We start from the raw sequence: 25,141 nt of genomic DNA on the forward strand, positions 1-25,141 counted from the left end.
AATCGTTAACCATCTTCCTGTTGGTCGTCAGAGATCTGCACGGCGGCCAGCCGTGGCAGGCGAATATCGGCCATCGCGCCGCGTCGGGGCGTGCCGTCGGGGTCGGTCGCATCGGCCAAGCGCAAGCTGCCGCCATGTTCTTCGATGATCTTGCGCACGATGGACAAGCCAAGCCCGGTCCCTTCTGCGCGCGTGGTCACATAAGGCTCAAACAGGCGATTGCGGTCTTCCGGTAGGCCGATGCCGTTGTCGGTAATCGTGATGTGCAACTGGTCTGGCTCTGCATGAAAGGCGATGTCGATTGTGCCGGGCGGGCTGTCGGCATCTTCCGCGCGGCGGCTTTCGATCGCCTCTCCGGCATTCTTGATAAGATTGGTAAAGGCCTGCGCCATCATCGTGTCGTCGACTTCGACCACCACCGGCTCGGCGGGCAGCGACAGGCTGAACGCAATATCGGGCTGGCCGCTTTCTTGTAAAAGCGCGCAGTCCCGCAGCAACGCCACCATGTCATGCGGTCGGCGGTCGGGTTCCGGCATACGGGCGAAGCGCGAGAATTCATCCACAATCCGGCGCAGATCATTCGTCTGACGCACGATGACCGAAGTCAGTTGCGACAGGCTTTCGGCGTCATCCTCGGCCAGTTTGCGGCCAAACTTGCGCGCAATGCGTTCCGCCGAAAGCTGGATCGGGGTTAAGGGGTTCTTGATCTCATGCGCGATCCGGCGGGCGACATCGCCCCAAGCGGCCATACGCTGCGCGCTGACCAGTTCCGACACGTCATCAAAGGCGACCACATAGCCTTCCAGTTGCCCATCGCGGCGGCGGCGTTCGGCAATGCGCACCAGCACGGTTTCCAACCGCCCCGAGCGCACCAGCCGCAGCTCTTCCTGCACGCGTCCCGGTCCGGGCGGCGCTGCGCGCAGCTTCTCCATCAGGGGCACGAATTCCGGCGCAATCTCTGACAGCTCTGGCGAGGTCGTGGGGCATGGCGCGACTTCCAGCAAGGTTTCAGCCGCGCGGTTGATGAAGGCCAGCCGACCGTTTGCATCCAAGCCGATCACCCCTGCGGTCACCGACCCCAGCACCGAATCGAACAGCCGCCGCCGCGCATCGATCTGGCGGTTGTTTTCCAACAGATGCTCGCGCTGCCCCTTCAACTGGCGGGTCATCTGGTTGAACACGCGGCCCAGCAGGGCCACCTCGTCATCCTCGCGCGCGATGCGGACTTGCACGTCCAGATCGCCCGCGCCGACCTGCTCTGCGGCCTCGACCAGCCGCCCGACGGGCCGCGCCAGCCGTTCGGCGAAATTCAGCCCCATCCAAACCGCCGCAAGGATCAGGATCAACGCGAAACCAAGGTAAAGCGCGCCAAACTGGAACAAAATGCGCCCCCGATCCTGTTCCAACTGTTGGTAGAAATCGACCGTTTCGCGGGTTTCATCCAGCAGTGACAGGATATCGCCATCCACCGCGCGCGACACATACAGGTAACGGTCAAAATATTCGCTCAACGGCACAAGGGCGCGGAACTCGTTCAGCGGCCAATCGCGTATCAGCACCACGCCATCGCGCGCAGCGGCAAGGTCCGGGTCGCTTGGTGGAACAAAGTTGAACCGGTAGGACCGTTCCCCGCGCGCCCGGATGTCGCCCGCCCCGTCGATAACGAATGCAACGCGCAAGCCGCGCTGCACCCGCGCCTGCGCTTCTGAAAGCAGGTCGCGCAACTCGCCCTCGCCCATCATGGGAAAGAGCCTGCGCGCGGCATCAAGATAATCCGCCAGATCCTGCGCATCGGTCCGCAGATCGCGTTCCTGTTCGAACTGATAGGCCTCTGCCGCTGACAGCGAATTGCCGACCACGCGCTGAACGCGGTCCGAAAACCACCCTTCCAGCCCCACATTGAGCGTGATGACGGCAAAAACCGCAACCGTGATTGTGGGCACCATGGCGATGGCGCCAAACAGCGTGGTCAGCCGCAAATGCAGGCGCGAGCCCGCTCTGTCCTTGCGCCGCGCGGCCACCAGCCGCGCCACCCGCACCGCCACAAGCCCGGCCACAAGCAACATGTAAACAAGGTCGGTCAACAGCACCAGGGCAAGGCCGGACGTGCTGAATACCGCGTTCAGCGGGCCCAGCGCCAATAGCGTCAGCAATACCAGAAACGGGCCTGCCAGAACCAGAACGACCGTGCCACCCACCGATCTGCGCCGATCGCGCAGGCCGGCCAAGTGTTCCAGCACACCCGAATAAAACGCCGCCTGCCTCAAAAAGCCCCCGCAAGTTACCGTTTTACAGGGGTCTTTGCTGCCCCGTGTTGTGGGGATTATGCCACAGGCAATGTGGTAATTCTACATCAAACTCGGGCCATCAGGCCAGCTTGCGACGGCGTGATACCTCTATATCCAGCTCGGTGATTTTCTTGCGCAAGGTGTTGCGATTGATCCCCAGAAGCTCTGCGCAGCGGGCTTGGTTGCCGCCTGTGGCATCGAGTGCGATTTCGATCAGCGGCACCTCTATTTCATGCAATATCCGTGCATACAGGCCCGGCGGCGGCAGGTCTTGGCCGTGCAGGTCGAAATAGCGTTTCAAATGGCGCGCCGCCGATTCCGACAGCGATTCTCCGCCCATCCCTTCGCCAATCGCCATGGCAGAGGGCTGGCTTTTCAGCGCCAGTTCCATTTCCAAGCGCGTAATCAAGGGGTCTTGCCCAGTCAGCGTCAGCCGCCGCAAGGTATTTTGTAGCTGCCGCACATTGCCGGGCCACGAATACCCGCGCACCAGTTCCAGCGCCTCTGGGGAAAGCGCGCGCAGGGTCGCGCCATCATCAGCGGCTTGCGACAGGAAATGCTGCGTCAAAGGTTCCAGATCGTCGATCCGCTCGCGCAGCGGGGGCACAGCAAGGGTGACACCGCTTAGCCGGTAATACAGGTCTTCGCGCAGGGTGCCGTCGCTCATGCATTGGGTCAGATTGGTCTGCGCCGTCGCCATAATGCGCGGCCCGTCATCGGGCAGGCTGTCGAGCAGCCGCGCCACGCGCAACTGGGCTTCCGCGCTGTAAGAGGCCAGCTCATCCAGCAACAACGACCCTGAACGCACGCGCGCCACCAAGGCTTGCGCCGTGTCGGGGCTGCGGAAATCCTCTGCCGTGGCTGCCAGAAAGGGCTGCCCGCGCCGGTCTGACAGATCGTGCAACGTGCGGGCGATCAGCGATTTCCCGGTGCCGGATTCGCCGGTTATCAGCACCGGCATGACCGAATTCATCACACGTGCGATCAGGCGATACAATTCCTGCATGACCGGGGTGCGCCCCACCAGCGGCAGCCCTTCCATGCTGGACATGTCACCGCGCGGCGCGGGTTTGGGTGCCGCCCCCACCTGCGCCGAAGCGGCGACAAGTTTCCGGTTCTTCATGGCCGTGCCCGCGCGTTTCAGCAGGTCCGGCAGGTCGAACGGTTTGGGAAGGTAATCATGCGCATCGACCTCGTTGGCCTGAATCGCCGTCATGATCGTGTTTTGCGCAGAGATCACGATCACCGGCAGATCGGGCCGTTCCTGGCTGATCTTCGGGATCATCTCTATCCCGTTGCCATCGGGCATCATCACATCGGTGATGACCAGATCGCCACGCCCCTCTTCGACCCAGCGCATCAGCGTGGTCAGGCTGGAGGTGGCGTGCACCTTGCAGCCTGCCCGCGTCAGCGCTTGCGTCAGCACCGTGCGGATGGTGCGATCATCATCGGCAACCAGAACCGTGCCATCCATCAGGAAAGCTCCTCTTGTTGTGCGTAACGCCCGTCCAAATCGGTCGCGCGCGGCAGGGAAATGCGAAACATCGTGCGGCCCGGACGGCTTTCGACAGACACCCAGCCATCATGCGCCGAGACGATTTTCGACACCAGCGCAAGGCCAAGGCCCGTGCCATTCTCGCGGCCCGACACGAAAGGGTCGAACACCTCATCGGCAATTTCGGCGGGCAAGCCCGGTCCATCATCGATGATTTCAACATGAATGGGCAGCGCCACATCGCGCCCATCCGCAGCGCGCACGCGCAGCGATTGTTCAAAGAAACTGCGAATGCGGATCGTGCCGCCATCAGGCTGCGCTTGGGCCGCATTCTTCAGCAAGTTCAGGAACACCTGCAACAACTGGTCGCCATCGGCCCAGACCGGTGGCAAGGACGGGTCGTAATTGTCCCGGATCCGCATATGCGCGGCAAAACCCACCTCTGCCGACCGGCGGGCGCGTTCCAGAATGTCGTGAATGTTGATCGCACGGCAGGCGGGCGGGCGCTGGTTGCCGAATTGCTCGACCTGGTCTAGCAGGTTCACAATGCGCTGGGTTTCGGCCACGATCAGGTCGGTCAATTCGCGGTCACGCGGCTCCAGCCCCATGGACAGAAGCTGCGCGGCCCCGGTAATGCCCGCCAGCGGGTTCTTGATCTCATGCGCCAGCATCTGCGACATGCCAATGGCCGAACGCGCGGCGTTGCGGATGCCATCCACCTGTCCCAGCTTGCCTGCGATCTCGCGCGGGGTAATCAGCATCAGCACAAGGTCGGGGCGGTCCACCATGGGCGCCAGTTGAATGGAGCACATGACCGGCTTACGCGCGCCGATGACCAAAGAGGCATCGTTGATGAACACTGGCGCGCGATTGCTGCGGCAGCGCTCCAGCGCGCGGTTGATTTCTGCGTCAATCTCGATCAGGCGCGCCAAGGGGCGGTTCAGGACCGCGCGGCGCGACAGGCTTAGAAACTGCTCGGCCGCCGGGTTGCAATCGGCCACGCATTCGCGCCCGTTGACCTGCCCCACCATGAAAGAGGGCACGGGCAAGGCCGCCCATATCGTGCCGGTGGCGGGGGGCGTCATGCCGCAACCTCTTGCATCGGGGCCAGCAGGTCGGGCAGCAGTGCAAGCACCTGCGCGGGGTTGGTCGCGGTCAGCGCAGCACGGCGGGCCAGAGCGCAGCCGCCCGCCGCGTCCGCATACCAGCCCAAGTGCTTGCGCGCGACCCGCAGGCCCAGATCGCGGCCATAAAAGCCCAGCATCGCGTCGTAATGCGCGCCGACCAAGGCGACCAGTTCGGCCCCTTGCGGCGCAGGCGGCACCGGGCGGCCCGACAGGCTTGCGGCAATCTGCGCCAGCAGCCATGGCCGCCCCTGCGCCCCGCGCCCAACCATGACACCCCCTGCCCCGGATTGCGCCAGCGCCTGCCGGGCCGCCTGAGCACCGGTAATATCCCCATTGGCGACCACCGGCACATCCACCGCCCGCACAACCGGCGCAATTGCCGCCCAATCGGCGCGGCCCTTGTAGAACTGGCAGCGCGTGCGGCCATGGATCGTGACCATTTTCACGCCCGCGCCCACGGCACGGCGGGCAAGCTCTGGCGCATTGTGGCACGCCTCATCCCAACCCAGCCGGGTTTTCAACGTCACCGGCACATCCACCGCGGCCACCACCGCGTCAATCAGCGACAACGCGTGATCGAGATCGCGCATCAGCGCCGATCCGGACAAACCACCCACGACCTTTTTCGCAGGGCAGCCCATATTGATGTCAATGACTCGCGCGCCCTGATCGGCCAGCATGCGTGCGGCTTCGCCCATCCACCACGCATCGCGCCCGGCAAGTTGCACGGCGGTCTGGCCATCAGCAACGCCCAGCTCTGCCTTGGCGCGGGTCGAGGGGCGCGCGCGCACCATGTCTTCGCTGGCGACCATTTCCGACACCACCAGCGCCGCGCCGAACCCGGCCACGACCCGCCGAAACGGCAAATCGGTAATGCCCGCCATCGGGGCCAGCAGGACCGGGCAGCCAGCGCCCGCCTCGAAGGGGAACGGAACCGTCATGGGAGTGAGCAAAGCATGTCTTTCATGCGTGAAGGGATAGCCCCATGCCAGACCCAAGTCCAATTGAACCGCCACGCCCTTGGCGCATTTTTCATCATGCGCCCGCTTTTTGGGCAAATATAAGTGGCAATCGTGCGCATTGTCAGCAACCTGCCGCTGCGCGTATAGAGGGCGCGACAGGATCGCAGGGCGCGCATGACCAGTTCCATAGCCACCATCATCGTTGCCGCCGGGCGCGGCACCCGCGCGGGCGGCGGCCCGCCCAAGCAGTGGCGCAGGCTTGGCGGGCAGCCAGTGCTGGCCCATACGCTGGATGCGCTGCGCGCTGGCGGTCTGACCCGGCTGATTCTGGTGTTGCACCCCGATGACATGACCCGCGCGCAAGGGCTGGACCTGCACGGCGTGACCCTTGTGGCGGGCGGCGCAACGCGCACCGCGTCGGTGCGCGCGGCGCTGGACCTGTTATCCGCCGCCCCGCCCGACCGCGTTCTGATCCATGACGGCGCGCGGCCCTTCGTCTCTGCCCGGGTTGTGGGTGACGTGATGCAGGCGCTGAACGATTACCCCGCCGCCGCCCCGGCGCTAGCCGTGGTCGATGCGCTGTGGCGCGGGCAAGACGGCTTTGTCGGCGCACCCGTGCCGCGTGACGGGCTGTTTCGCGCACAGACCCCGCAGGGTTTTCACTTCGCGCCCTTGCTGTCCGCGCACAGGGCATGGCCGGGCGACGCCCCCGATGACGTGGAAATCGCCCGCGCCTTTGGCCTGTCCGTCGCACTGGTGCCGGGCTGCGAGGAGAATTACAAACTGACCTACGCGCCCGATTTCGCCCGCGCCGAGGCGATGCTGCAAGCAAGGAAACCGCAAATGACCGATATCCGCCTTGGCAATGGCTATGACGTGCACCGCTTCGGCCCCGGCGATGGCTGTTGGCTGTGCGGGGTGAAGGTGCCGCATGGGCGCGCGCTTCAAGGCCATTCAGATGCCGATGTCGGAATGCACGCATTGACCGATGCTATCTATGGTGCGCTGGCCGAAGGCGATATTGGCCGCCATTTTCCGCCCTCTGACCCGCAATGGAAGGGGGCTGCCAGCCATATCTTCCTGCGCCATGCGATCGAACTGGCGCGCGCACGGGGCTATGCGCTTGCTAATTGCGATGTGACGCTGGTCTGCGAATATCCCAAGATCGGGCCACATGCGGGCGCAATGCAGGCGGAACTTGCGCGCATCATCGGGGTCGAGGTTGGACGCGTCAGCGTAAAGGCCACCACGTCGGAACGCTTGGGCTTTACGGGCCGCGAGGAAGGGATTGCCGCGCTGGCCACGGCCTGCCTGATCGCAGGCTGACGCATCGGGGCTGGATTATTTTTGCAAGATGAAGGGGATAGGGCATGACCCTGACACGCATGATCGCAACCTTTGGCGGCGTGGGCTATCTGCGCCCCGCGCCGGGCACTTGGGGCAGCTTCGCCGCCCTGCCCGTGGCGTGGGGCCTGCATGTGCTGGGCGGGTTCTGGTTGCTGCTGGGTGCCACATTGGTTGCCTTCGCGCTGGGCTGGTGGGCCACCATTGTTGAGACGCGCGGCGCGCCCGATGCCGACCCGTCTGAGATTGTCATCGACGAGGTGGTGGGCATGTGGATTGCACTTTGGCCCGTGTCCTTGGGCGCGATGATGCAGGGGGTTCCTGTCACGGCGCTTTGGCCCGGCTGGGTCACGGCGTTTCTGGCCTTTCGCGCCTTTGACATCTGGAAGCCCGGCCCGGTCGGGCTGGCCGACCGGATGCACACACCTTTGGGCGTGATGCTGGATGATGTCGTGGCAGGATTTCTGGCCACGCTGGTGGTGGCAGTCGCCGCCGTGGTCAGCCACGGGTTGATGGGCGCATGAGCGCGGGGGCGGTTCTGGATGCGGCCCGCGCCAAGGGCGTGATGCTGGCGGCCGCCGAATCCTGCACCGGCGGGATGATCATGGCCGCGCTGACCGCTGTGCCGGGATCGTCCGACGTGGTGGACCGGGGGTTCGTGACCTATTCCAACGCGGCAAAACGCGACATGCTCGGCGTGTCGCCCGACACGCTAACAGCACATGGCGCGGTGTCGGAAGCGGTAGCCGCCGAAATGGCGCAAGGGGCCTTGGCGCGGTCAGATGCCGGGATCGCGGTTGCGGTCACAGGCATTGCCGGCCCCGGCGGGTCAGAGCACAAGCCCGAAGGGCGCGTCTGCTTCGGGCTGGCAGATGCGCAAGGCGTGGTCACGCAAACGGTCGAGTTCGGCGCGATTGGCCGCGACGCAGTGCGCGCGGCGACGGTCGATCATGCGCTGGCAATGGTTTTGGCGCGGCTTGACGCGGCCGCGCAGGGTTAACCCCGTCAGGCAAGCGCGACCTCGCGAAACGTGACCCCGAACAGCCCGGCATCTTGAACAAGCTTCACCAACTGCTCTGAAAACACCGGCGGGTTGGCAATGTCGCGGACGCAAAACAAATGCGCGCCGGTCAATTGCGCAACAATCAGCACGGGGCGTTCGAATTGTGGCCCGCCAGAGCAATAGGAACGCTCGACATCCAGCGTATGGGGCAGACAGATCGGCCTGATCCAGCAGACATTTTCGCCGTTCTCCACCTCGACCGGCAGAATTTCGGTGTTCTCGGGCATCAACGGGGCGAACAGCTTTGCGGCGCGCTGAGACAGCAGCAGCGTGCTGCCATTCACCTGAATATCGCTTGCAACCTCGGGGGGCTGCCTTTCCTTGCAGCACCAAGCCGCGTGTTCTCGCGTTTCATCAGGGGGACAATCCATGGCCCGCCCCTGACCCCGAATTCGACCTCGGGGCGGATGCGATGGCGCGCGAATTGATCGAAATCCAGCGCGGAACGGCGCAGTGCTTCGGCCCCGTCAAAGGCCCGATGATTGCCAGAGAAATTGAGCATCAGGTGATGTTGCTCGACAGGGCGCGGCTGAAAATATCTCGTAAAATGCTCGGTATTGCGACGATGTATCGTGCATCACGATGACACCGAAATCGCGCGCCGCGCTAGCCATAAAGCGCCTTGGCACGCGCTTCGAACGCACCGACCACGCGGCGCATGGCCTGATCGAACACGACCCCGATGATCTTTTGCAGCATCGGGTTGCGGAATTCGAAATCAACGTGGAAATCGACGATGCAGCCGCCACCTTCGGCATCTTTCATCGTCCAGCGCGACACCATATGCTTGAACGGCCCGTCCAGATAGGCCGTGTCGATCACGCCATCGTCGGGAAACAGCCGCACGCGGCTGCCGAAGCGTTCGCGGAACACCTTGAACGAGATGACCAGATCGGCCAGCATCTCTTCGCCGCCCAAGATGGGTTCGCGCGACCGGATGCGCGCGGCGGCGGTCCATGGCAGAAACTCTGGGTAGCGCGCCACATCCGCCACCAGATCATAGATCTGCTGCGCCGTGTAAGGCATGTGGCGGTGTTCGGTATGGATGGGCATAGGTGGATCGGGCCTTTTGTCTGGGCAGGACATGTCTTAGACTTGGCCTGAAAAATCAAGGGGCCGAGATGTCGCAAAAACCCTATGAGATCGACCAAATGATAAGCGCCAAGCAGATCGCCGCGCGGGTCGAAGAATTGGCCGAGGAAATCAGCCGCGAATTTGCCGCCACCGAAAAGCTGGTCGTGGTGGGCCTGCTGCGCGGATCGTTCATCTTCATTGCCGATCTGGTGCGTGAAATCAGCCTGCCGCTAGAGGTCGATTTTCTGGAAGCGTCCAGCTATGGCAACAGCACGCAATCCTCGCGCGAGGTGCGGATCTTGAAAGACCTGTCGGGCAAGATCGAGGGGCGCGATGTGCTGGTAGTCGAAGATATTGTCGATACCGGCTTTACGCTGCACCATGTGCTTCAGATGCTGCTGGCGCGCAACCCGGCCCGGTTGGAAGTCTGCGCGCTTCTGGACAAGCCGTCGCGCCGGGAAGTGGACATTCGCGCGCGCTGGACGGGTTTTGAAATACCTGATGAGTTCGTTGTCGGCTACGGCATCGACTACGCCCAGCGCAACCGCAACCTTCCCTATATTGGTAAGGTCCGTTTCGTCTAAGCCCCGTTCTCACAGGCGCGTGTGCTGGCCGCGCCATCACGCGTGCGTGTGTTTTAAACGTCATCAAGCCGGGCTAAGCTAAAATCCCCAGCTAATTCGCAAGGAAACCTCTTATGGGATTTTACAAAACACTATACGGCGCGGCTTTGGTCGCAGCATTTGCAGCACCTGCACTGGCACAGGACATGAACGCGATTGAAGCGCGTCAGGGCCAGTTCAAGCTTTACGGTCACAACATCGCCGTCTTGGGCGGCATGGCCCAAGGCCGGATGGACTATGACGCAGAGATGGCACAGACAGCCGCCGATAACCTGTTTCACCTGACCCGGCATGACCAGTCGCGCCTATGGCCCGAAGGGACCGATTCGTCGATGGTCATGGAAACCCGCGCCAAGGCGGAGATCTGGGAAAACCTTGACGATTTCACCGCCAAATTCGTCGCCTTGCAAGAAGCCTCTGCCGCGCTGCAAGGCGTGGCGGGCGACGGTCTGGACGCGCTGCGCCCCGCCGTGGGGGCCGTGGGCGCAAGCTGCGGCGCCTGCCACGAAGATTACCGCGAAGAAAGCTGATCTTCGCGCGACGGACCGGAAGAACAGGCCGCCCAAGCCATGCTGGGGCGGCCTTCTCGAACCGTGAAAGGTCAATTATATGAACCGCTTGGGGCGTGTTGTTCTTGCGCTTGCGATCGTCGGGGGGACGTTGGGATGGTATGTTACCCGCCCCGTCACCTTGCCCGAAACCGTGTCCGAACGCCTGACCGGCGATGCGCAGGCGGGAGAGCGCATCTTTCTGGCAGCGGGCTGTGCTTCGTGCCACATGGGCACAGAGGATGACGCGGACCCATTGGTGCTGAGCGGCGGCGCGCAGTTCGAAACCCATTTCGGCACGTTCTACGCGCCCAATATCAGCCCCGATCGGGACCATGGAATCGGCGGCTGGACGCAGGCTGACTTCCTTGATGCGGTCATGCGCGGGGTCTCGCCGCAGGGGCAGCATTATTACCCGGCTTTCCCCTACACATCTTACGCCAAGGCCGACCCGCAAGACATGGCCGACCTTTACGAATACATGATGACCCTGCCCGCCGACGCCACGCCGTCGCGCGACCATGATCTGGGCTTTCCGTTCAACATTCGCCGCAGCGTGGGCGTTTGGAAGGCGCTTTTCATGACCCGCGACTGGGCTGTGACGGGCGACCTGACCGCAGAGGAAACCCAAGGCCGCTACTTGGCCGAAGCCTTGGCGCATTGCGCCGAATGCCACACCCCGCGCAACGCCTTGGGCGGCATGGACCGCGCGCGCTGGCTAGAAGGTGCGCCCAACCCATCCGGCAGCGGGCGCATTCCGGCAATCGTCGGGGATGATTTCTCATGGACGGCGTTTGACATCAGCGCCTATCTGGAAACCGGCTTCACGCCCTCTTTCGACGTGGCGGGCGGGTCTATGTCCAAGGTCATCGCCAATCTGGGGCAACTTGACAAAGCAGAGCTAGACGCGATTGCCGCCTATATCTTGCGCGCCGCGGACGAATGACCACGTTGCCTTTGCATTGCCCGTATCATGCCTTGCCGGTGAACGGATTCACGCCCATACTGCCGTAAATCGCATCTGCTTGACGGAGCCATGTCGGAAAACCCGAAAACCATAACGCCGCTGTCGGCCCGTCTCAGCTTTGGCGAGAAGTTCCGCCTGCAAACTTGGCTGATGGGCATTATCGCTTTCGCAGTGGTGTTGTTCCTGTTGGTGCAGGCCAAGTTTATCCTGATTTCGCTGGCCATCGCGATCATCCTGTTTTCCTTGACCTCGGATGCGATCAATTCCATCCAGCGCATGAAAATCGGCAATCTGCGTGTGACGAACTGGGTCGCGTCGGTGCTGGCCGTGGTGCTGATCGCGTCGGGCTTGCTGACCATGGCCGGGCTGGTGATTTCCCAGATCAACACGGTGCTGACCACCACGCTTGCCTATACAGACGACGCGCAGCGCGCCATTGCGCAGATGTTCGCGTGGATGGGCGAGGATGTCGAGGCCTCCGTGCTGGCCACGGTGCGCTCCATCGAGATCTCTGGCTACCTGCGCTCTGCGGCAGGGCAAGCGGGGTCGCTTCTAAGCCAAGTGGTGCTTATCATCCTGTTCGTGGGGTTCCTGTTTGCCGAACGGGTCTGGTTCAACACCAAGCTGGAAAACCTGATGGGGGACACAGCGCAGGCGGGCCGCGTCAACCGCATCATCGGGTCGATCATCCGGCGTGTGAACCGCTACCTGCTGGTCAAGGCGCTGATCTCTGCGGTCACCGGCGCGCTGATTTTCGCGCTGGTCAGTGTCTTTAACCTGCAATTCGCTGCGGCCATGGGGCTGCTGACCTTCGTGCTGAACTTCATCCCCTCGGTCGGGTCCATCATCGCCACGCTGGTTTTGACACTGGTCGCCTATATTCAGGTCACAGAACCTTCGACCGCAGTTTTGATATTCGTGATCGCAGGCATGATCCAGTTTCTGCTGGGAAATGTCATCGACCCGATGCTGATGGGCAAAACCCTGCGCCTGTCATCTTTCGGGATCATCATCTCGCTGGCTTTTTGGGGCGCGGTCTGGGGCGTTCCGGGCATGTTCCTTGCCGTGCCCTTCATGGTCGCAGTCATGATCGTCTGCTCGCATATTCCCGCCGCGCGGCCCGTGGCGGTGCTGTTGTCGCGCGAAGGGCTGCCGGAAGAGGAATTCCCCCTGTCGCCCGCCCAAACAGCAGCAAATGCGGAAGAGCGCCAATACGCCAAGGCCATCGGGGCGGAATAAGCTTAGCCACCCGCGCGCCTCAGGGCGTCTTGCAGCACGAACAGCCGTATCGCAGAGGCGAGTCCCGTATCGCCGCGTGCGGCGTCAATCCGGGCGGCCAGCGCGTTCAGCGCAATCCCCTCGCGCGCGGCAATGGCGCGGAATTCCTGCCAGAATTCAGCTTCAAGCGAGACCGATGTGCGGTGCCCGCGCAGCGTGACCGAATGCTTGACCGGGCGCGCGCTCATGGCGTCTGATCGGGCGTAAGCTTGTGAGCGTCCAGATGCGCGCGCGCTTTGTCGGCTTGTGTCTGGTCTGCCTGCCGCTCTGCCCGGCTGCGGCCATGGCGCGCGGCATTCGCATCACCCGCGCGGCGCTTGGCATCGCGGGCGGCCTGTTTGCGGATGGTGCGCAGATTGACAATCTTGCTCATGCGCAAAGGTTAGCCCCGCCCTGCCCCCTCGGCAATGCCGTTTTCCATGCCCTGCGCCGCCGGATGCGCTGGCCCCCAGATTGTCGCGGCATCGCGTGCAACCAAGCGGCGCTCTGCGGCTTCCAGCGCCGCGAGCGCGCGCGCCGTGTCCCCCGTTCGCGCCAAGGCGCGGGCGAAAACCTTGCGCACCGAACCGGGGCGCCAGGGCAGCGCCGCGCGGGCCAGCCAAGCGCGCAATTCGGGCGGCAGGCGGTCATAGTCTTGCATCGGGTCGCGCGTGCGGGGTTTGGCGCGCAGATGCGTGCGGCGGTTGCGCCCGCTCATGCGGCCGCGGCCCTGCGCCACAGCGGGAACGGGTCTGGCAAGTCTGGCAGGCTGTCCGGCCCCTGTGCCAGTTCTTCGGGCAACAGGCAGGCATCCAGCTTGGCTTTTAGCGCGGCCCAGTCCATCGCGGTGCCGATGAACACGATTTCCTGACGCCGGTCGCCCCATGGTTCTGCCCAATGTGCGGCCATGTAGCTGCGCGCGGCATCGTGGTCGGGCCAGCGGTCGCGCGGGACAGCGGCCCACCAAGTGCCCAAGGGCCTGACCGAGGATAGCGCACCAGCCAGCGAAAATTCCGCCACCCAGTCGGGCCGCGTGGCAATCCAGAAATGGCCCTTGGCACGGATGACGCCCGGCAAATCGCCATTCAGAACCGCCATGATCGCGGCTGGCACGAATGGGCGGCGCGCGCGGTAAACATGGCTGGTGACGCCGTATTCCTCTGTTTCGGGCGTGTGATCGGCAAAGCCGTAAAGCTCTTTGGCCCACATCGGGTGCTGCTGCGCTGCGTCAAAATCGAACAGCCCGGTGTTCAGAATTGCGGCGGCGGCGACTTGGGAATGATTGGTTTCAATGATGCGCGCATCGGCGTTCAGGCTGCGGATGATCTTGCGGGCGGCATCCGTGCGCTCTGGCCCGGCATCGGCGACCTTGTTCAGAATGACCACATCGGCGAATTCGATTTGGTCGGTCAGCAGATGCACCAATGTGCGGTCATCTTCCGCGCCCAATGTCTGGCCACGGTCGCGCAGAAAATCATGGCTGGAATAGTCCCGCAGCAGGTTCACTGCATCGACCACCGTGACCATTGTATCCAGCCGGGCGACATCGGACAGGCTGTCGCCCGCCGCATCGCGGAAATCGAAGGTCGCGGCCACAGGCAAGGGTTCGGAAATGCCGGTCGATTCGATCAACAGGTAGTCGAACCGCCCTGCGGTCGCCAGTTTGCGCACCTCTTGCAGCAGGTCATCGCGCAGGGTGCAGCAGATGCAGCCGTTCGACATTTCGACCAGCGTTTCGTCGGTGCGTGACAATTCCGTGTCCGCGCGCACAAGGTCTGCGTCGATATTCACCTCTGACATGTCATTGACGATGACAGCCACGCGGCGCCCTTCGCGGTTGTTCAAAACCCGGTTCAGAAGCGTGGTCTTTCCCGCCCCCAGAAAGCCAGAGAGGACGGTAACGGGCAAACGCGGATCTGGCGGCATGGGCGGCTCCTGCACTGTCGTGGTGATATGTTATGTTATGTTATAACACTTATAATCAGACCGCAATCACCGCCACAAGCGGTTTTGAAACAAAACCGATACATCTTCGTCACATCCCTGTCGCGCATAGGGGGCATGGTGCGGCAAACCCGGCTACTCGGATGGTGCAATGCCCGAGCCTCGCTCCAAGACCTGCCCAAAGCCCCATGGGCGCACGCTGTTCCTATCGGACCTGCATTTGGGCGCGCTATCGTCGCAGGCAGAACTTCTATTGCAGTTCCTGCGCGCCAATCCCGCCCAGACCTATATCCTTGTGGGCGACATTCTGGACCTTTGGCACCCGATGCTGCCGCATTGGACCGCGCAAGACCAAGCCGTGATCGACCATCTGCGTGCCCGCGCCCGGATGGGCGCAAAGCTGGTCTATGTGCGCGGCAATCACGACCCGGACCCGACCCGCATACCCGATCATGCGAAACTGCCCGCGACCCATGTCAGCCGCTATGTTCACACAGGCGCAAATGGCAAACGCTACCTTGTCGTGCATGGCGACGAAGCCGATAGCCGACTGATCCGCCTGCATGTCATGACCCGCCTTGGCAGCCTGATCGACCATGGTCTGCGGCGGCTTGAACGCATGTTGCGCAGTTCGCGCAGCGACCCACAGGCGCGGGGCGTGGTCGATATGGTCATCTGCGGGCTGAACATGCTGCGCTACAGGGGGCGCGCGCATGAAAGGCGCATGGTGCAGATGGCGCGCAATGACGCCTTGGATGGGGTGATCTGTGGGCATTTCCATATTGCCGCGCTGCACGATCATTTCGGCCTGACCTATGCCAATTGTGGCGACTGGATCGACAGCATGACCGCATTGGTCGACCCCGGCGACGGTGTTCTCTACCGCCTTGGTGGGCGCGACGCCGTGCTGGCCGATGCCCGCGATCTTCCCAGCACTGACCCGAAAGAAATCACACCATGACCGATGCTGTTAATGTCTCTCGTCAATTGGGGGCCGCAGTGTTCCAGAAACCGGCCAAATCGCTGGCCGGACTGAACGAGCGCCTGTTCGCACGGTTGTTCGAGGGGCTGGTCTACGCGCAGATCTGGGAAGATCCGGTCGCCGATATGGCCGCTCTTGCGCTGAAACCGGGGTCAGATATGGTTTGCATCGCCTCTGGCGGGTGCAATGTCATGTCCTACCTGACGACGGACCCGGCCAGTATTACGGCGGTCGATCTGTCGCCTGCGCATATTGCGCTGTTGCGTTTGAAGCAGGCGGCGGCAACGCATCTCTCTCAGGCGGAATTCCATGATCTGTTCGCCCATGCGGACCGCCCCGAAAACCCGGCGCTGGTCGATCGGCTGTTGCCGCATTTGGACCCGGACAGCCGCGCCTATTGGGCAGGGCGCAGCATGGGCAGCCAACGGCGGCGCTATTTTGCACGCGGCTTCTACCGTCAAGGCGTGCTGGGCCGGTTTATCGGCGCGGTGCATGTGGTTGCGCGCCTTGCGCGAGTGGATTTCCGCCCGCTTCTGGACGCGCCCGACATGGAAACCCAACGCCAATTCTATGACAGCGCGATCGACCCGCTGTTCGACCGCCCGCTGGTGCAATTCCTTGCCCGGCAAAGAGCCTCTCTTTTCGGCTTGGGTATTCCGCCTGCGCAATATGACAAGCTTGCAGGCGATGGCGCGGTCATCGACGTGCTGCGTGCCCGGACCCGTCGGCTGGTCTGCGATTTTCCTGTGCGCGACAATTACTTCCTGTGGCAAGCCTTCAACCGGGGCTACCAGAACGCCCCCGATGCCAGCCTGCCGCCCTATCTGGAACCGGGCAATTTCGCACAGATCGCCAGCCGCGCGAACCGTATCCGGGCCGAAAACCTGTCACTGACCGACCATCTGGCAACCCGTGCAGAGCGCTCGCTTGATGCCTACACGCTGCTGGACGCGCAAGACTGGATGACCGACGCGCAGTTGACCGCGCTTTGGGCGCAGATCACGCGCACCGCACGCCCCAGCGCGCGCGTGCTGTTCCGCACCGGCGGCACCGACGACATTCTGCCGGGGCGCGTGCCGACCCACCTGCTGGGGCAATGGCGCTACGATATGGCCGCGTCTGCCCATGCCTTCGCGCGCGACCGTTCTGCCATTTATGGCGGTGTGCATATGTATCGCTTCAAGGGCTAGGTCATGGCCGATACGCATCACGCAGCGCTGATGGACCGCACCTATCGCCACCAGCGGTTGATCTACGATGCCACACGCGCGTGGTTTCTGCTGGGCCGCGACCATCTGATCGCGCATCTGGATGTGCCGCAAGGTGGCAGCGTGTTGGAACTGGCCTGCGGCACCGGGCGCAATCTGGACCTTATCGGGCGGCGCTACAACGGCAGCAAGCTGTATGGGTTCGATATCTCGGAAGAAATGCTGCGCAGCGCGCGGGCCAAACTGGGCGCGCGGGCGACGCTGGCGCATGGCGATGCCTGCGCCTTCGACGCGAATACCCTGCTTGGTCAGGCGCGTTTTGACCGGATCGTGCTGTCCTACAGCCTATCCATGATTCCGGATTGGCCCCGTGCCGTGAGCTGTGCCCTTGACCATCTGGCCGCAGGGGGCAGCTTGCATATCGTCGATTTCGGCCGCCAGCACCGCTTGCCACGACTGGCCCGCCGCGGGTTGAACGCTTGGCTGGCAAAATTTCATGTCACGCCACGGCACGATCTGGACAAGCAATTGACCAAAATCGCAGATGCGCGCGGGATGAACCTGAATTTCAAAGACCTATTTGCCAGTTATGCGCAACACGCGATAATCACAAACGGCAACGGCTAAAATGCCTTACAGGGGTTTGACACGCGGCAAAGCGTAGCTAGACTATTCGGCATGAGCTTAAACAAATTCCGCAAATTCCTGTATGCGCTGGCCAAATATTCCGGCGATGTGCAAGCGCTGACATCAAAGCGCAAAGGCGCTGTTTCGCGCCGCATTGGGCGGCGTATTGCGGGCAAAATAACCGGCAAAGGGTTGGGCAAGCTGTTCAAATAATTGCCCGGCAGTGCTTGTTTACTTTCAGAGGCAATGAGGAAAATCGCGCATTGCCCGTTTGGATCTTGCGCGATCTCTATTATTGGTCTGACCTCGTCAATATCGGGGCTTAATACCCGTTGCGCGCCACAACTACCTTCAGCGTTTGGAAGATGATGCTTAGATCACGCATGAAGGACACATCCTTGTAATAGGACACATCGAACCGCACCCGCTCTGCATAGCTTGCGTCATTGCGGCCGCTAACTTGCCACAAACCGGTAATGCCTGGGCGCATTGCAAGATAGGCGCGCTGCCCATTGCCATAGTAAGACAGCTCCTCTCGCACCACGGGCCGCGGTCCAACCAAGCTCATCTGACCTAGCAACACGTTGAAAATCTGAGGCAACTCATCCAAGCTGGACTTCCGCAAAAAACTACCAAAAGGCACGATGCGCGGGTCGTTTTTCAGCTTCCGAGTCTCGTCCCATTCCGCGCGCGCCGCAGGGCAGGATGCAAGATGTTCTTGCAGTTTCTGTTGCGCGTCCGGCACCATGGTGCGGATTTTCCAGCATTTGAATTCCTTGCCGTCTTTGCCGACCCGCGTGTGCCCGAAGAACGGAAAATAACCATCACGCGCAATGATCGCGGCACAAATCAAAATGACCGGTATCGTGAACAACAATGACAACAACACTAACCCGGTATCAACTACCCGTTTCCCGAATGTGCGATACACTCCACGAGATACCGAATTGGGCACCCCAAGATCTAGGCTGTCGGAAGCGTGCGCAGCCGCATCAGGTTCATACCCGAGCTGTGCCGTAATTGAGCGCTCCATGAGAAGTCCTTTGCAATTTTCTTGAATAATTACACCGAAAACAAACAACTCACACTGAAGCGCCTTGCAAGCGCACACCGATTCTATACTAGCACAAGGCAACAAAAAGCTTGCGCAAGCGAATAGGCTCGCTCGCACCTAACCAGATTACAACCTGGCAACTACCACCCGCTTAGCGGATGTTAGGTCGGGCTTGCCGTTTCAGCGACGGGAGTGACCGTCGTCGGCTCTTCTTCCGCGATTTGCGCTGCTGCGGTCTGGATGGCTGCCTGCTGCTCTGGGTCCGTTGACAGCGACGCAGCTTCGGTCAGCGCGGGTGCGATTGCTGCGCGCTCTGCTGGAGGCAGACTTTGCGAAGCGCTGATCGCGGCACCGGTCACGGCTGCGATTGCTTCATTCAGCTGCGCCGGGGCCAAACCTGCCGCGCGCAGCTGCGCAACTGCTTGGTTGATGACAGCAGTGCACGCGGCCGCACTGGTTGCACAAGCTGCTTGCACTGCCGTTACGTCAATCGTTACCTGAGCATTGGCTGCGGTTCCGACAGCCATGCTGCTGGACAGCGCCATAGCAGCAAGAAAACTTTTCTTCATCATGTTAACAACTCCTGAATGTTTCACCCGCTGTTTACCATGTCTTACTCGTGGATAACAGTGGTTTGATCCTCTTTTAATGGTAAATTCGAAGCCTGAAAGCGTAATGCGCTTGTTTTTGCCAAAGCTCCCATGATAGCGCAAATGCTGCACATGCTTTGTGCAACAAGTGTTTAACAATGACCGTCGGATGCCATGAAACTGATTGGATACCTCTTGTCAGGCATGATTCTGGCAGGCGTCGGAACCACTTTTGCATACGAATATAAGTCCGCTGGATTTGCGCGCTCTGCTGAACTTGAGATGATTCGGCTTTTGTCCGACACTTCAGAGACCATCGACATTCCGTTCAGCTTGCGCGGGAAGCGTGAAGTGTTCGAGGCTTGTGCGGCACTTCAGTCCAGTATTATGTTGAGCATCCAAACCTCGGAAACCCGATCCAACGTAGCGGCGCGTTGCTTGGAACTGGCAGAAGCCGCGCTGAAACGCAACCCAACGTTGTCCGCAGCCCATGTTATCAAAGCAAGTTACGAGGCGGACCTGTCCGAAGCCGCCAATGCGATCACTGCATCTTGGGAAACCGCACCGCGTGACGGTTGGGAAGCGCAGTTGCGCCTTTTGCGCGGATTCGAATTGCAAGCGTTGGGCGTCACGGCCGCAGATCGCGTTATCGAGGCCGATATCGTTACCTTGTTGCAGTCGCAGTCGGGGCGTGTCTGGCTGGCACAGCTTTACTGGAACGATCCAACCGTCCAGCCTGCTTTGATCCGCATTATCGAAACGCGCCCGGATCGCGAGCAAGCAGCCTTTTTGACACAGGTGCGACGTAATGCTCGGTGAACCGGAACGTATTCCGCCCAGACAGCCGAGACGCGCGTTTCCGGCGCAGGGGCCAGCCCGAATTATTATGCCCAGAGGGTCCAAGCGTTATGCCCGGATGAATGCGCTCACGGGGCGACTGCTTGTGCTTCTGGTTGTCCTGAGCGCCATTCCCGTCGCATCAAACCGTCCTGCATGGTGGCTTCTGGCGGCGTTTCTGGTCGCGTTGGGCTGCTTTGCCTATTTATTGCGCGCGCAGTATCTGATGGGTTCACGCAGACCTTTGCAGGTTACGCAGATGCGTTGGCTTTTTGGCATTGCGCTTCTGGTTCCGGCCTTTGCGATTGTGCAGGCGTTGCCGCTCGCCCAATTCTTGCCCGCAACTCTGGCAGCCCTGCCCGATACGATACCCCAGGGACTCTGGCCTGCCAGCGTGTCGCTTGCGCCGGATGCCTCTGTACTGGGGGCGATTCGCGCGACCGGGTTCATACTGTTCGTTTTTCTTGTCTTTGAAATTGCCACCCAGCCTGAACGGTCGCGCGGCCTGTTGATGTGGCTTATGCTTGGCATTTTGGCCCATGCAATCTTTGGTCTGGTCGCGTTGCGCGTATTGGATAATTTCGCGCTTTGGGGCGAAAAGCTGGCCTATCAGGGCGTGCTGACCGGAACGTTCGTGAACCGCAATTCCGTTTCCACCTTTCTGGGCTTCGGCTTGATCGTGGCCTTGGCCCTGACGCTGGAGCGCGGGCATCGCGCGTCGCAATCCGAAAAGGATCGCGGTCATGCTACGCTGCTGTCGCCGCAACGGCTGGAAATCATGGCCTTGTGGACGGCGGTTCTGATTCTGGCACTGGCAATTTTGCTGACCGAATCCCGCATGGGGGTATTCGCCACGACAGTGGGTGGTTTCATTACATTTCTGACATTGCGTCTGCGTTTCGGCACGCCGCTAAAGCGCATCGTGCTTGAGACCACGCTTATCCTGCTGGTGGTTGGTCTTGTGCTGTTGTCGTCGGCTGGCAGCGGTGTGACTGAACGGGCTTTGTTCACCGCCTTGCAATCGGCCAACCGCATAGAGATTTATGAAATCGTGCTGCGCATGATCGCAGAGCGTCCTCTGACAGGATTCGGCTATGACGCGTTCGCGGCAGCCTTCCAGCTGTATCGCGACGAAGGCATGACAACGCAGCTCTATTTCGATATGGCCCATAACACCTATCTAACCCTATGGGTCGAGCAAGGTGTGCTGTTCGGATCAATCCCGCTTCTTATCTTGCTATGGGCTTTGGCCCGGATCATTCGGCGACTGGCAAGGGGCGAGAGCGATCCTGCCGTTCTGGCAAGCGCGCTGGGCGTCATCTGTCTGGGCGCGATACATTCGCTTGTCGATTTCAGCCTTGAAATTCCAGCCAATGTCTATTGCTTCTTGTTTATCGTCGGGCTGGCAATCGCGCCGCCGCGGCATAACACGCCTGCACCACCGCCCAGCCCCGCCACACGCGATGGATCTGCATGAGCTTGCTATCCCATTTGCGCAGGGCACTCGGCAAGAGCGGCAACACCGCATCCGCCGAATGCGTCGAAATCCCGGTGCTGGACCTGTCAGAGGGTCCGGTCTACGCGGTCGGTGACGCGCATGGCTGTCTGTCTTTATATCGGCAGTTGGAAGCGCAGATTCTGCGCGATGCTGCCGCCCTGCCCGGCACGCCAACGGTGGTCTTGCTAGGCGACATTGTCGACAAAGGGCCGGATACCGCGGCACTTTTGGATTTCCTGTTGCGCCCTGCCCCGCCCCCGCTGCGCCGGCTGTGTTTGCGTGGCAACCATGAAAGCATGATGCTGGCCTATCTGGAGAAGCCAGCGAAAAACGCGCAATGGCTTGGCTTTGGCGGTGTCGAAACGCTCCTTTCTTACGGTCTGGCACTGGACGCAGACGCATTGCAACAAATGCCCGAGCGGAAATTGCGCCAGATCCTGACCGCGCATATTCCGGACACCCATCTTGGGTTTCTGCACCGCACATTACCCGGATTGCAGGTCGGCCAGTATCTGCTGGCCCATGCTGGGGCAGACGCCAACGCCCCGCTTACGGCACAACCTTGGGGCGCGCTGCTATGGGGCCGCGCGGGGCTGGTCGCGCCTGATGACCTGACACTCGTCTACGGGCACTATGTGACCGCGCAGCCCGAATTTGGCCCGCGGGCTATCGGAATCGACACCGGTGCCTATGCGACCGGAAGATTGACATGCCTGCGTCTGACACTGGACCAACCGCCAGCCATCATGATGACCGGGGAAGGCAGCCTGTTTACCGATCTGCCCTGAACCCGTGCAAACAAGGCGCAAAACGTAAAACTTCCATGAAAGGCGCAAAGACAGCTTTCGTCCGGCAAAAGCCGATGTTAACGAATATTCCAAAATCTATTATGCGTTTCAGCATACGTCGTTGGCTCACTCGAAGGAAAAACCGTGGACTCTTCCGACATAGATCTCAAGGAAATTATTGGCATTCTGCGTCGCCAGGTTCGGCTTATCGGCTTGTCCTTCATTGTTATCTTGGTGCCGGTAATCATCTACCTTGCGCTTGCAACGCCCATGTATCGAGCCACTGCGCTGATTTCGATCGATGCTGGCGGCTCGAACCTGCTGGACCCGCGCGAAACGCAAAACAGCCAAAGTGCAATCCTGAATTCGCGCGTTGACGGCGAGGTGGAAGTTCTCCGCGCCGATTCCACCATCCTTGCGGTCGTGGAAAAGGGCGAATTGGTGCGCGATCCCGAATTCGGCGCGCGCCTTGGGCTGCGCGAAAGAATTGCCATTGCGCTAGGCTTGGACGGTGCCGCCGACAGGCTGCGGCGGGCCGTCGGGCTGCGCCCTTCCGAGCCAAGGTCGGGAGAGGCCTTGGTCAAAAGCACGATCAGCCAAGTGCGCTCAGCCGTCGAAGTGCGCCGCCGCGGCCTGACCTATCTTATTTCTGTGGGCGTGACATCCGCCGACCCGCAGCGCGCCGCGGAATTGGCCAATCTTTATGTCGACACCTACATCGAACGCCAAGTGGTCAGCAAAACCGAAACCATCAATGACGCGCGCGACGTTTTGCAACGACAGACCGAAAACGCGCGCCAGAACCTGACCCGGGCCGAAGAAGATCTGAACACGTTCATTGACGACAATCTTGCGCGTCTGGAAGCGGAAAGCGACGATCCGTCTGTCGGGCGCATCAGACGAGAGTTGGAATCGGCCCAAGCCTCTCGCAGCACCAACGTTGCCCTGCTGCAAGCTACCGAAGACGCCGCCGAACGAAGCGACTGGATTACCGTGGCCGCCACACTGGAAGATTCCGCATTGGACCAGTTGGCGCGCGAAAGAGAGCAGCTATTGGACCGCCTCAGCGGCGAAACGGCCGGCTCTCAGGCTGAAATCGACCTGCGTTCGGCCCTTGCATCCGTCGAACAGAATCTGAACGAAACCTTCGCGGAAGCTCAGGGCAGCGTCGAGAGCCGTCTGGACACGATTTCGCAGAATGAACAGGCGGCGCGTGAACAACTGCGCGATGCGCTGCTGCGCACCGATGTGTCATCCGAAGTGGTTGCAGACCTATTCAACCTGCAACAAAACGCCACGATTGCGCGTGAACAATATCAGCGCCTGCTTTCTCGGGTGCAGGATCTGAGCGCATTGGCCAATGTCCAGGTTTCTGATGCGCGTGTCGTCTCGGAAGCGTTGCCGCCGACCAGTGCCGCCTCGCCCAACAAGCGGCTTTTCATCTCTGCCGCGCTGGTGCTTGCCATCGGCGTCGGTGTTGGGATTGCACTGTTGAACGAATATTATATCGGCGGCATCACGTCGCTTGCCCAGCTTAAAAACCTAAGCGTGGCGCGGGCGATCGGGACCATTCCCGATTCTGTTTCCGAAGGGGATGCCCAGCTTTTGGGGAACCAGATAATTGACGCCCCGCTGTCACAATATTCCGAAAGCATGCGCAAATTGCGGCTCGCGATCGACACGAACCTAGCGCAAGGTCGCGCCGAACGAACGCAGGAGAGTGAAGGAAAGCAACGCGGCATCGTGATCCTTGTTGCGTCGGCCCTGCCCGGCGAAGGCAAGACAACCTCGGCCATTGCCTTGGCGCGCACCTATGCCGCCTCTGGCAAGCGCACCTTGCTGATCGACGCCGACCTGCGCAGGCCCTCAATCGGCAACTATCTCAATGTAACCCCGGAATATGGCCTGATCGATTATCTGGACCCCGACACGTCTCACAAGCAGTTGAAACCCTATGTCGATACGGTGGAAAACCTAATCTTCGTGCCGGCGGGCCATCGCAGCACCAAGCCAACGGACCAGTTGATAAATTCCGACCTGTTCCTGAAGATGATCGCGACGGTCCGCGAGGAGTTTGATATCATCATCCTTGACAGCCCTCCGGTTCTGCCTGTCGTGGACAGCCGCTACTTGGCCCAGATCGCCGATATCGTTGTAATGATTGTGCGCTTCGCCAATACAACCCAAACAGAGTTCCGCGATGCCGCAACCCAGTTGTCAGAGGTCATTCAACCTGGTGTTCGGTTGCTGGCAGCGCTGAACCGCAACGCCTCTCCCTCTAGGCGCAGCTATTATGGCAGCGGCTATGCCGGGTATTACGGCGACGAGAAAGCCTGACCGCAGCCGCCTTTGCGCGCAGCGCCGGGCGGCACCACCAAAGCGCATGGCCAAGCGCTGTACTTTGCCGCGACCTCATTCAACGGGGTCGCGGCGCGCCGCGGATTGCATCAACGCAGTATCGCCGCGCAACGCCAACATGGTCATCCATGCTGCGCAAATCAGCGCTTTGCCTGATGTGAGCGCTTTGACATCCGAACGCGGGCTGCTGTGCAGGGCATGACCCGCACGGAGCATTCGGCAATGTTTTCCACCCCCGCAGACCGCTTAGACACAGCAGCCCACAAAGAGGTTCCCGCATCCAAGCCGATCCCTAATGTGCTTTTCATGATGTTGTGTGATGTGTCGGGATATTTCAGAAACCCGAATTTCCCCATTGAATTCAGAGATCAATGGCGGAGACGATGGGATTCGAACCCACGAGACCCTTCCGGGCCTACTCCCTTAGCAGGGGAGCGCCTTCGACCACTCGGCCACGTCTCCGTCGACCCGTCTAATGATACCGGCGAAGGGCCGCAACCGGAAAAT

Annotated in this window: 28 protein-coding genes and 1 tRNA gene; 16 read left to right on the forward strand and 13 right to left on the reverse strand. The window is 61.3% G+C overall.

Annotated features, from left to right (window positions below; genetic code table 11):
• Window positions 1-5: 5 nt before the first annotated feature.
• The 4 genes from AWT76_RS10145 to dusB form a co-directional block, all read right to left on the reverse strand.
• On the reverse strand, window positions 6-2,267 hold the full coding sequence (locus tag AWT76_RS10145; RefSeq protein ID WP_141655933.1) for a sensor histidine kinase NtrY-like: 2,262 nt from the start codon (window positions 2,265-2,267) through the stop codon (window positions 6-8).
• 100 nt (window positions 2,268-2,367) lie between these two features.
• Entirely contained in the window at window positions 2,368-3,762 is a 1,395-nt protein-coding gene (locus tag AWT76_RS10150; RefSeq protein WP_072246251.1) for a response regulator, read from the reverse strand.
• Window positions 3,762-4,868 (reverse strand): two-component system sensor histidine kinase NtrB, encoded by a 1,107-nt coding sequence (locus AWT76_RS10155; RefSeq protein WP_072246252.1) that lies wholly within the window; start codon window positions 4,866-4,868, stop codon window positions 3,762-3,764. The genes AWT76_RS10150 and AWT76_RS10155 overlap by 1 nt, the downstream gene beginning before the upstream one ends.
• Window positions 4,865-5,851, reverse strand: coding sequence for a tRNA dihydrouridine synthase DusB (gene dusB / locus AWT76_RS10160; protein ID WP_072247635.1), 987 nt, complete (start codon window positions 5,849-5,851; stop codon window positions 4,865-4,867). Before dusB ends, AWT76_RS10155 begins: the two co-directional genes overlap by 4 nt.
• A 195-nt stretch (window positions 5,852-6,046) precedes the next feature.
• Here dusB and AWT76_RS10165 point away from each other — a divergent pair, with 195 nt between their 5' ends.
• The 3 genes from AWT76_RS10165 to AWT76_RS10175 are packed head-to-tail and all read left to right on the forward strand — an operon-like array spanning window position 6,047 to window position 8,216.
• Window positions 6,047-7,198, forward strand: coding sequence for a bifunctional 2-C-methyl-D-erythritol 4-phosphate cytidylyltransferase/2-C-methyl-D-erythritol 2,4-cyclodiphosphate synthase (locus AWT76_RS10165; protein ID WP_072246253.1), 1,152 nt, complete (start codon window positions 6,047-6,049; stop codon window positions 7,196-7,198).
• A gap of 44 nt (window positions 7,199-7,242) precedes the next feature.
• A complete protein-coding gene (locus tag AWT76_RS10170; protein ID WP_072246254.1) occupies window positions 7,243-7,740 on the forward strand; it encodes a phosphatidylglycerophosphatase A family protein in 498 nt (165 codons plus the stop codon).
• The gene (locus tag AWT76_RS10175; protein WP_072246255.1) at window positions 7,737-8,216 is read left to right on the forward strand and encodes a CinA family protein; all 480 of its coding nucleotides are present in this window, start codon (window positions 7,737-7,739) and stop codon (window positions 8,214-8,216) included. The genes AWT76_RS10170 and AWT76_RS10175 overlap by 4 nt, the downstream gene beginning before the upstream one ends.
• 5 nt (window positions 8,217-8,221) lie before the next feature.
• Here AWT76_RS10175 and AWT76_RS10180 read toward each other — a convergent pair whose 3' ends face one another.
• Window positions 8,222-8,650: a hypothetical protein gene (locus AWT76_RS10180; RefSeq protein WP_141655934.1), complete on the reverse strand. Its 429-nt coding sequence runs from the start codon at window positions 8,648-8,650 to the stop codon at window positions 8,222-8,224.
• Between the two features lie 41 nt (window positions 8,651-8,691).
• Between AWT76_RS10180 and AWT76_RS16990 the strand changes: the two genes are divergently transcribed.
• Window positions 8,692-8,865, forward strand: a complete 174-nt coding sequence (locus tag AWT76_RS16990) for a hypothetical protein (RefSeq protein ID WP_176699381.1) — start codon at window positions 8,692-8,694, stop codon at window positions 8,863-8,865.
• A 20-nt stretch (window positions 8,866-8,885) separates the two neighbouring features.
• On the opposite strand, the gene AWT76_RS10190 is transcribed toward AWT76_RS16990, so the two are convergent.
• Window positions 8,886-9,332, reverse strand: a complete 447-nt coding sequence (locus AWT76_RS10190; protein ID WP_072246258.1) for a type II toxin-antitoxin system RatA family toxin — start codon at window positions 9,330-9,332, stop codon at window positions 8,886-8,888.
• Window positions 9,333-9,400: 68 nt separating this feature from the next.
• Between AWT76_RS10190 and hpt the strand changes: the two genes are divergently transcribed.
• The 4 genes from hpt (at window position 9,401) to AWT76_RS10210 (ending at window position 12,730) form a co-directional block, all read left to right on the forward strand.
• Entirely contained in the window at window positions 9,401-9,937 is a 537-nt protein-coding gene (hpt, locus tag AWT76_RS10195) for a hypoxanthine phosphoribosyltransferase (protein WP_072246259.1), read from the forward strand.
• Window positions 9,938-10,050: 113 nt separating this feature from the next.
• The gene (locus tag AWT76_RS10200; RefSeq protein ID WP_072246260.1) at window positions 10,051-10,506 is read left to right on the forward strand and encodes a c-type cytochrome; all 456 of its coding nucleotides are present in this window, start codon (window positions 10,051-10,053) and stop codon (window positions 10,504-10,506) included.
• 79 nt (window positions 10,507-10,585) lie between these two features.
• Window positions 10,586-11,470 (forward strand): cytochrome c, encoded by an 885-nt coding sequence (locus tag AWT76_RS10205; RefSeq protein ID WP_072246261.1) that lies wholly within the window; start codon window positions 10,586-10,588, stop codon window positions 11,468-11,470.
• Window positions 11,471-11,641: 171 nt separating this feature from the next.
• Window positions 11,642-12,730, forward strand: a complete 1,089-nt coding sequence (locus AWT76_RS10210) for an AI-2E family transporter (RefSeq protein WP_141656006.1) — start codon at window positions 11,642-11,644, stop codon at window positions 12,728-12,730.
• A 2-nt stretch (window positions 12,731-12,732) separates the two neighbouring features.
• On the opposite strand, the gene AWT76_RS10215 is transcribed toward AWT76_RS10210, so the two are convergent.
• The 4 genes from AWT76_RS10215 to AWT76_RS10230 are packed head-to-tail and all read right to left on the reverse strand — an operon-like array spanning window position 12,733 to window position 14,674.
• Window positions 12,733-12,957 (reverse strand): ribbon-helix-helix domain-containing protein, encoded by a 225-nt coding sequence (locus tag AWT76_RS10215; RefSeq protein ID WP_072246263.1) that lies wholly within the window; start codon window positions 12,955-12,957, stop codon window positions 12,733-12,735.
• On the reverse strand, window positions 12,954-13,142 hold the full coding sequence (locus AWT76_RS10220; RefSeq protein WP_072246264.1) for a DUF4169 family protein: 189 nt from the start codon (window positions 13,140-13,142) through the stop codon (window positions 12,954-12,956). The genes AWT76_RS10215 and AWT76_RS10220 overlap by 4 nt, the downstream gene beginning before the upstream one ends.
• A gap of 9 nt (window positions 13,143-13,151) precedes the next feature.
• Window positions 13,152-13,466 carry a DUF6525 family protein gene (locus AWT76_RS10225; RefSeq protein WP_072247636.1) on the reverse strand — a complete coding sequence of 105 codons (315 nt, stop codon included), beginning with the start codon at window positions 13,464-13,466 and terminating at the stop codon, window positions 13,152-13,154.
• Window positions 13,463-14,674: a GTP-binding protein gene (locus AWT76_RS10230; RefSeq protein WP_072246265.1), complete on the reverse strand. Its 1,212-nt coding sequence runs from the start codon at window positions 14,672-14,674 to the stop codon at window positions 13,463-13,465. The genes AWT76_RS10225 and AWT76_RS10230 overlap by 4 nt, the downstream gene beginning before the upstream one ends.
• Window positions 14,675-14,843: 169 nt before the next feature.
• On the opposite strand from AWT76_RS10230, the gene AWT76_RS10235 reads away from it, so the two are divergent.
• Genes AWT76_RS10235 through AWT76_RS16995 form a run of 4 tightly spaced genes read left to right on the forward strand, consistent with a single transcriptional unit; the run spans window position 14,844 to window position 17,722 of the window.
• Entirely contained in the window at window positions 14,844-15,653 is an 810-nt protein-coding gene (locus tag AWT76_RS10235) for a UDP-2,3-diacylglucosamine diphosphatase (RefSeq protein ID WP_072246266.1), read from the forward strand.
• Window positions 15,650-16,864: a BtaA family protein gene (locus tag AWT76_RS10240; protein ID WP_072246267.1), complete on the forward strand. Its 1,215-nt coding sequence runs from the start codon at window positions 15,650-15,652 to the stop codon at window positions 16,862-16,864. Before AWT76_RS10235 ends, AWT76_RS10240 begins: the two co-directional genes overlap by 4 nt.
• A 3-nt stretch (window positions 16,865-16,867) precedes the next feature.
• Entirely contained in the window at window positions 16,868-17,509 is a 642-nt protein-coding gene (locus AWT76_RS10245; RefSeq protein WP_072246268.1) for a class I SAM-dependent methyltransferase, read from the forward strand.
• A gap of 51 nt (window positions 17,510-17,560) precedes the next feature.
• Complete coding sequence (locus AWT76_RS16995) at window positions 17,561-17,722, forward strand: hypothetical protein (protein WP_176699382.1); 162 nt, start codon at window positions 17,561-17,563, stop codon at window positions 17,720-17,722.
• Between the two features lie 109 nt (window positions 17,723-17,831).
• Here AWT76_RS16995 and AWT76_RS10250 read toward each other — a convergent pair whose 3' ends face one another.
• The gene (locus tag AWT76_RS10250) at window positions 17,832-18,542 is read right to left on the reverse strand and encodes a sugar transferase (protein WP_082700164.1); all 711 of its coding nucleotides are present in this window, start codon (window positions 18,540-18,542) and stop codon (window positions 17,832-17,834) included.
• A 182-nt stretch (window positions 18,543-18,724) separates the two neighbouring features.
• Complete coding sequence (locus AWT76_RS10255) at window positions 18,725-19,285, reverse strand: hypothetical protein (RefSeq protein ID WP_218055477.1); 561 nt, start codon at window positions 19,283-19,285, stop codon at window positions 18,725-18,727.
• A gap of 150 nt (window positions 19,286-19,435) precedes the next feature.
• Here AWT76_RS10255 and AWT76_RS10260 point away from each other — a divergent pair, with 150 nt between their 5' ends.
• From AWT76_RS10260 to AWT76_RS10275, 4 genes are all read left to right on the forward strand, one after another.
• On the forward strand, window positions 19,436-19,972 hold the full coding sequence (locus tag AWT76_RS10260) for a hypothetical protein (protein ID WP_141655936.1): 537 nt from the start codon (window positions 19,436-19,438) through the stop codon (window positions 19,970-19,972).
• Window positions 19,973-20,249: 277 nt separating this feature from the next.
• Entirely contained in the window at window positions 20,250-21,467 is a 1,218-nt protein-coding gene (locus AWT76_RS10265) for an O-antigen ligase family protein (RefSeq protein WP_176699383.1), read from the forward strand.
• The gene (locus tag AWT76_RS10270; RefSeq protein ID WP_082700166.1) at window positions 21,464-22,276 is read left to right on the forward strand and encodes a metallophosphoesterase; all 813 of its coding nucleotides are present in this window, start codon (window positions 21,464-21,466) and stop codon (window positions 22,274-22,276) included. The genes AWT76_RS10265 and AWT76_RS10270 overlap by 4 nt, the downstream gene beginning before the upstream one ends.
• A 144-nt stretch (window positions 22,277-22,420) precedes the next feature.
• Window positions 22,421-24,613: a GumC family protein gene (locus AWT76_RS10275; protein ID WP_072246272.1), complete on the forward strand. Its 2,193-nt coding sequence runs from the start codon at window positions 22,421-22,423 to the stop codon at window positions 24,611-24,613.
• Window positions 24,614-25,006: 393 nt separating this feature from the next.
• Here AWT76_RS10275 and AWT76_RS10280 read toward each other — a convergent pair.
• Window positions 25,007-25,096, reverse strand: a tRNA-Ser gene (locus AWT76_RS10280).
• Window positions 25,097-25,141 lie beyond the last annotated feature (45 nt).

The sequence above is a fragment of the Roseibaca calidilacus genome (assembly GCF_001517585.1).
Classification (GTDB): domain Bacteria; phylum Pseudomonadota; class Alphaproteobacteria; order Rhodobacterales; family Rhodobacteraceae; genus Roseinatronobacter; species Roseinatronobacter calidilacus.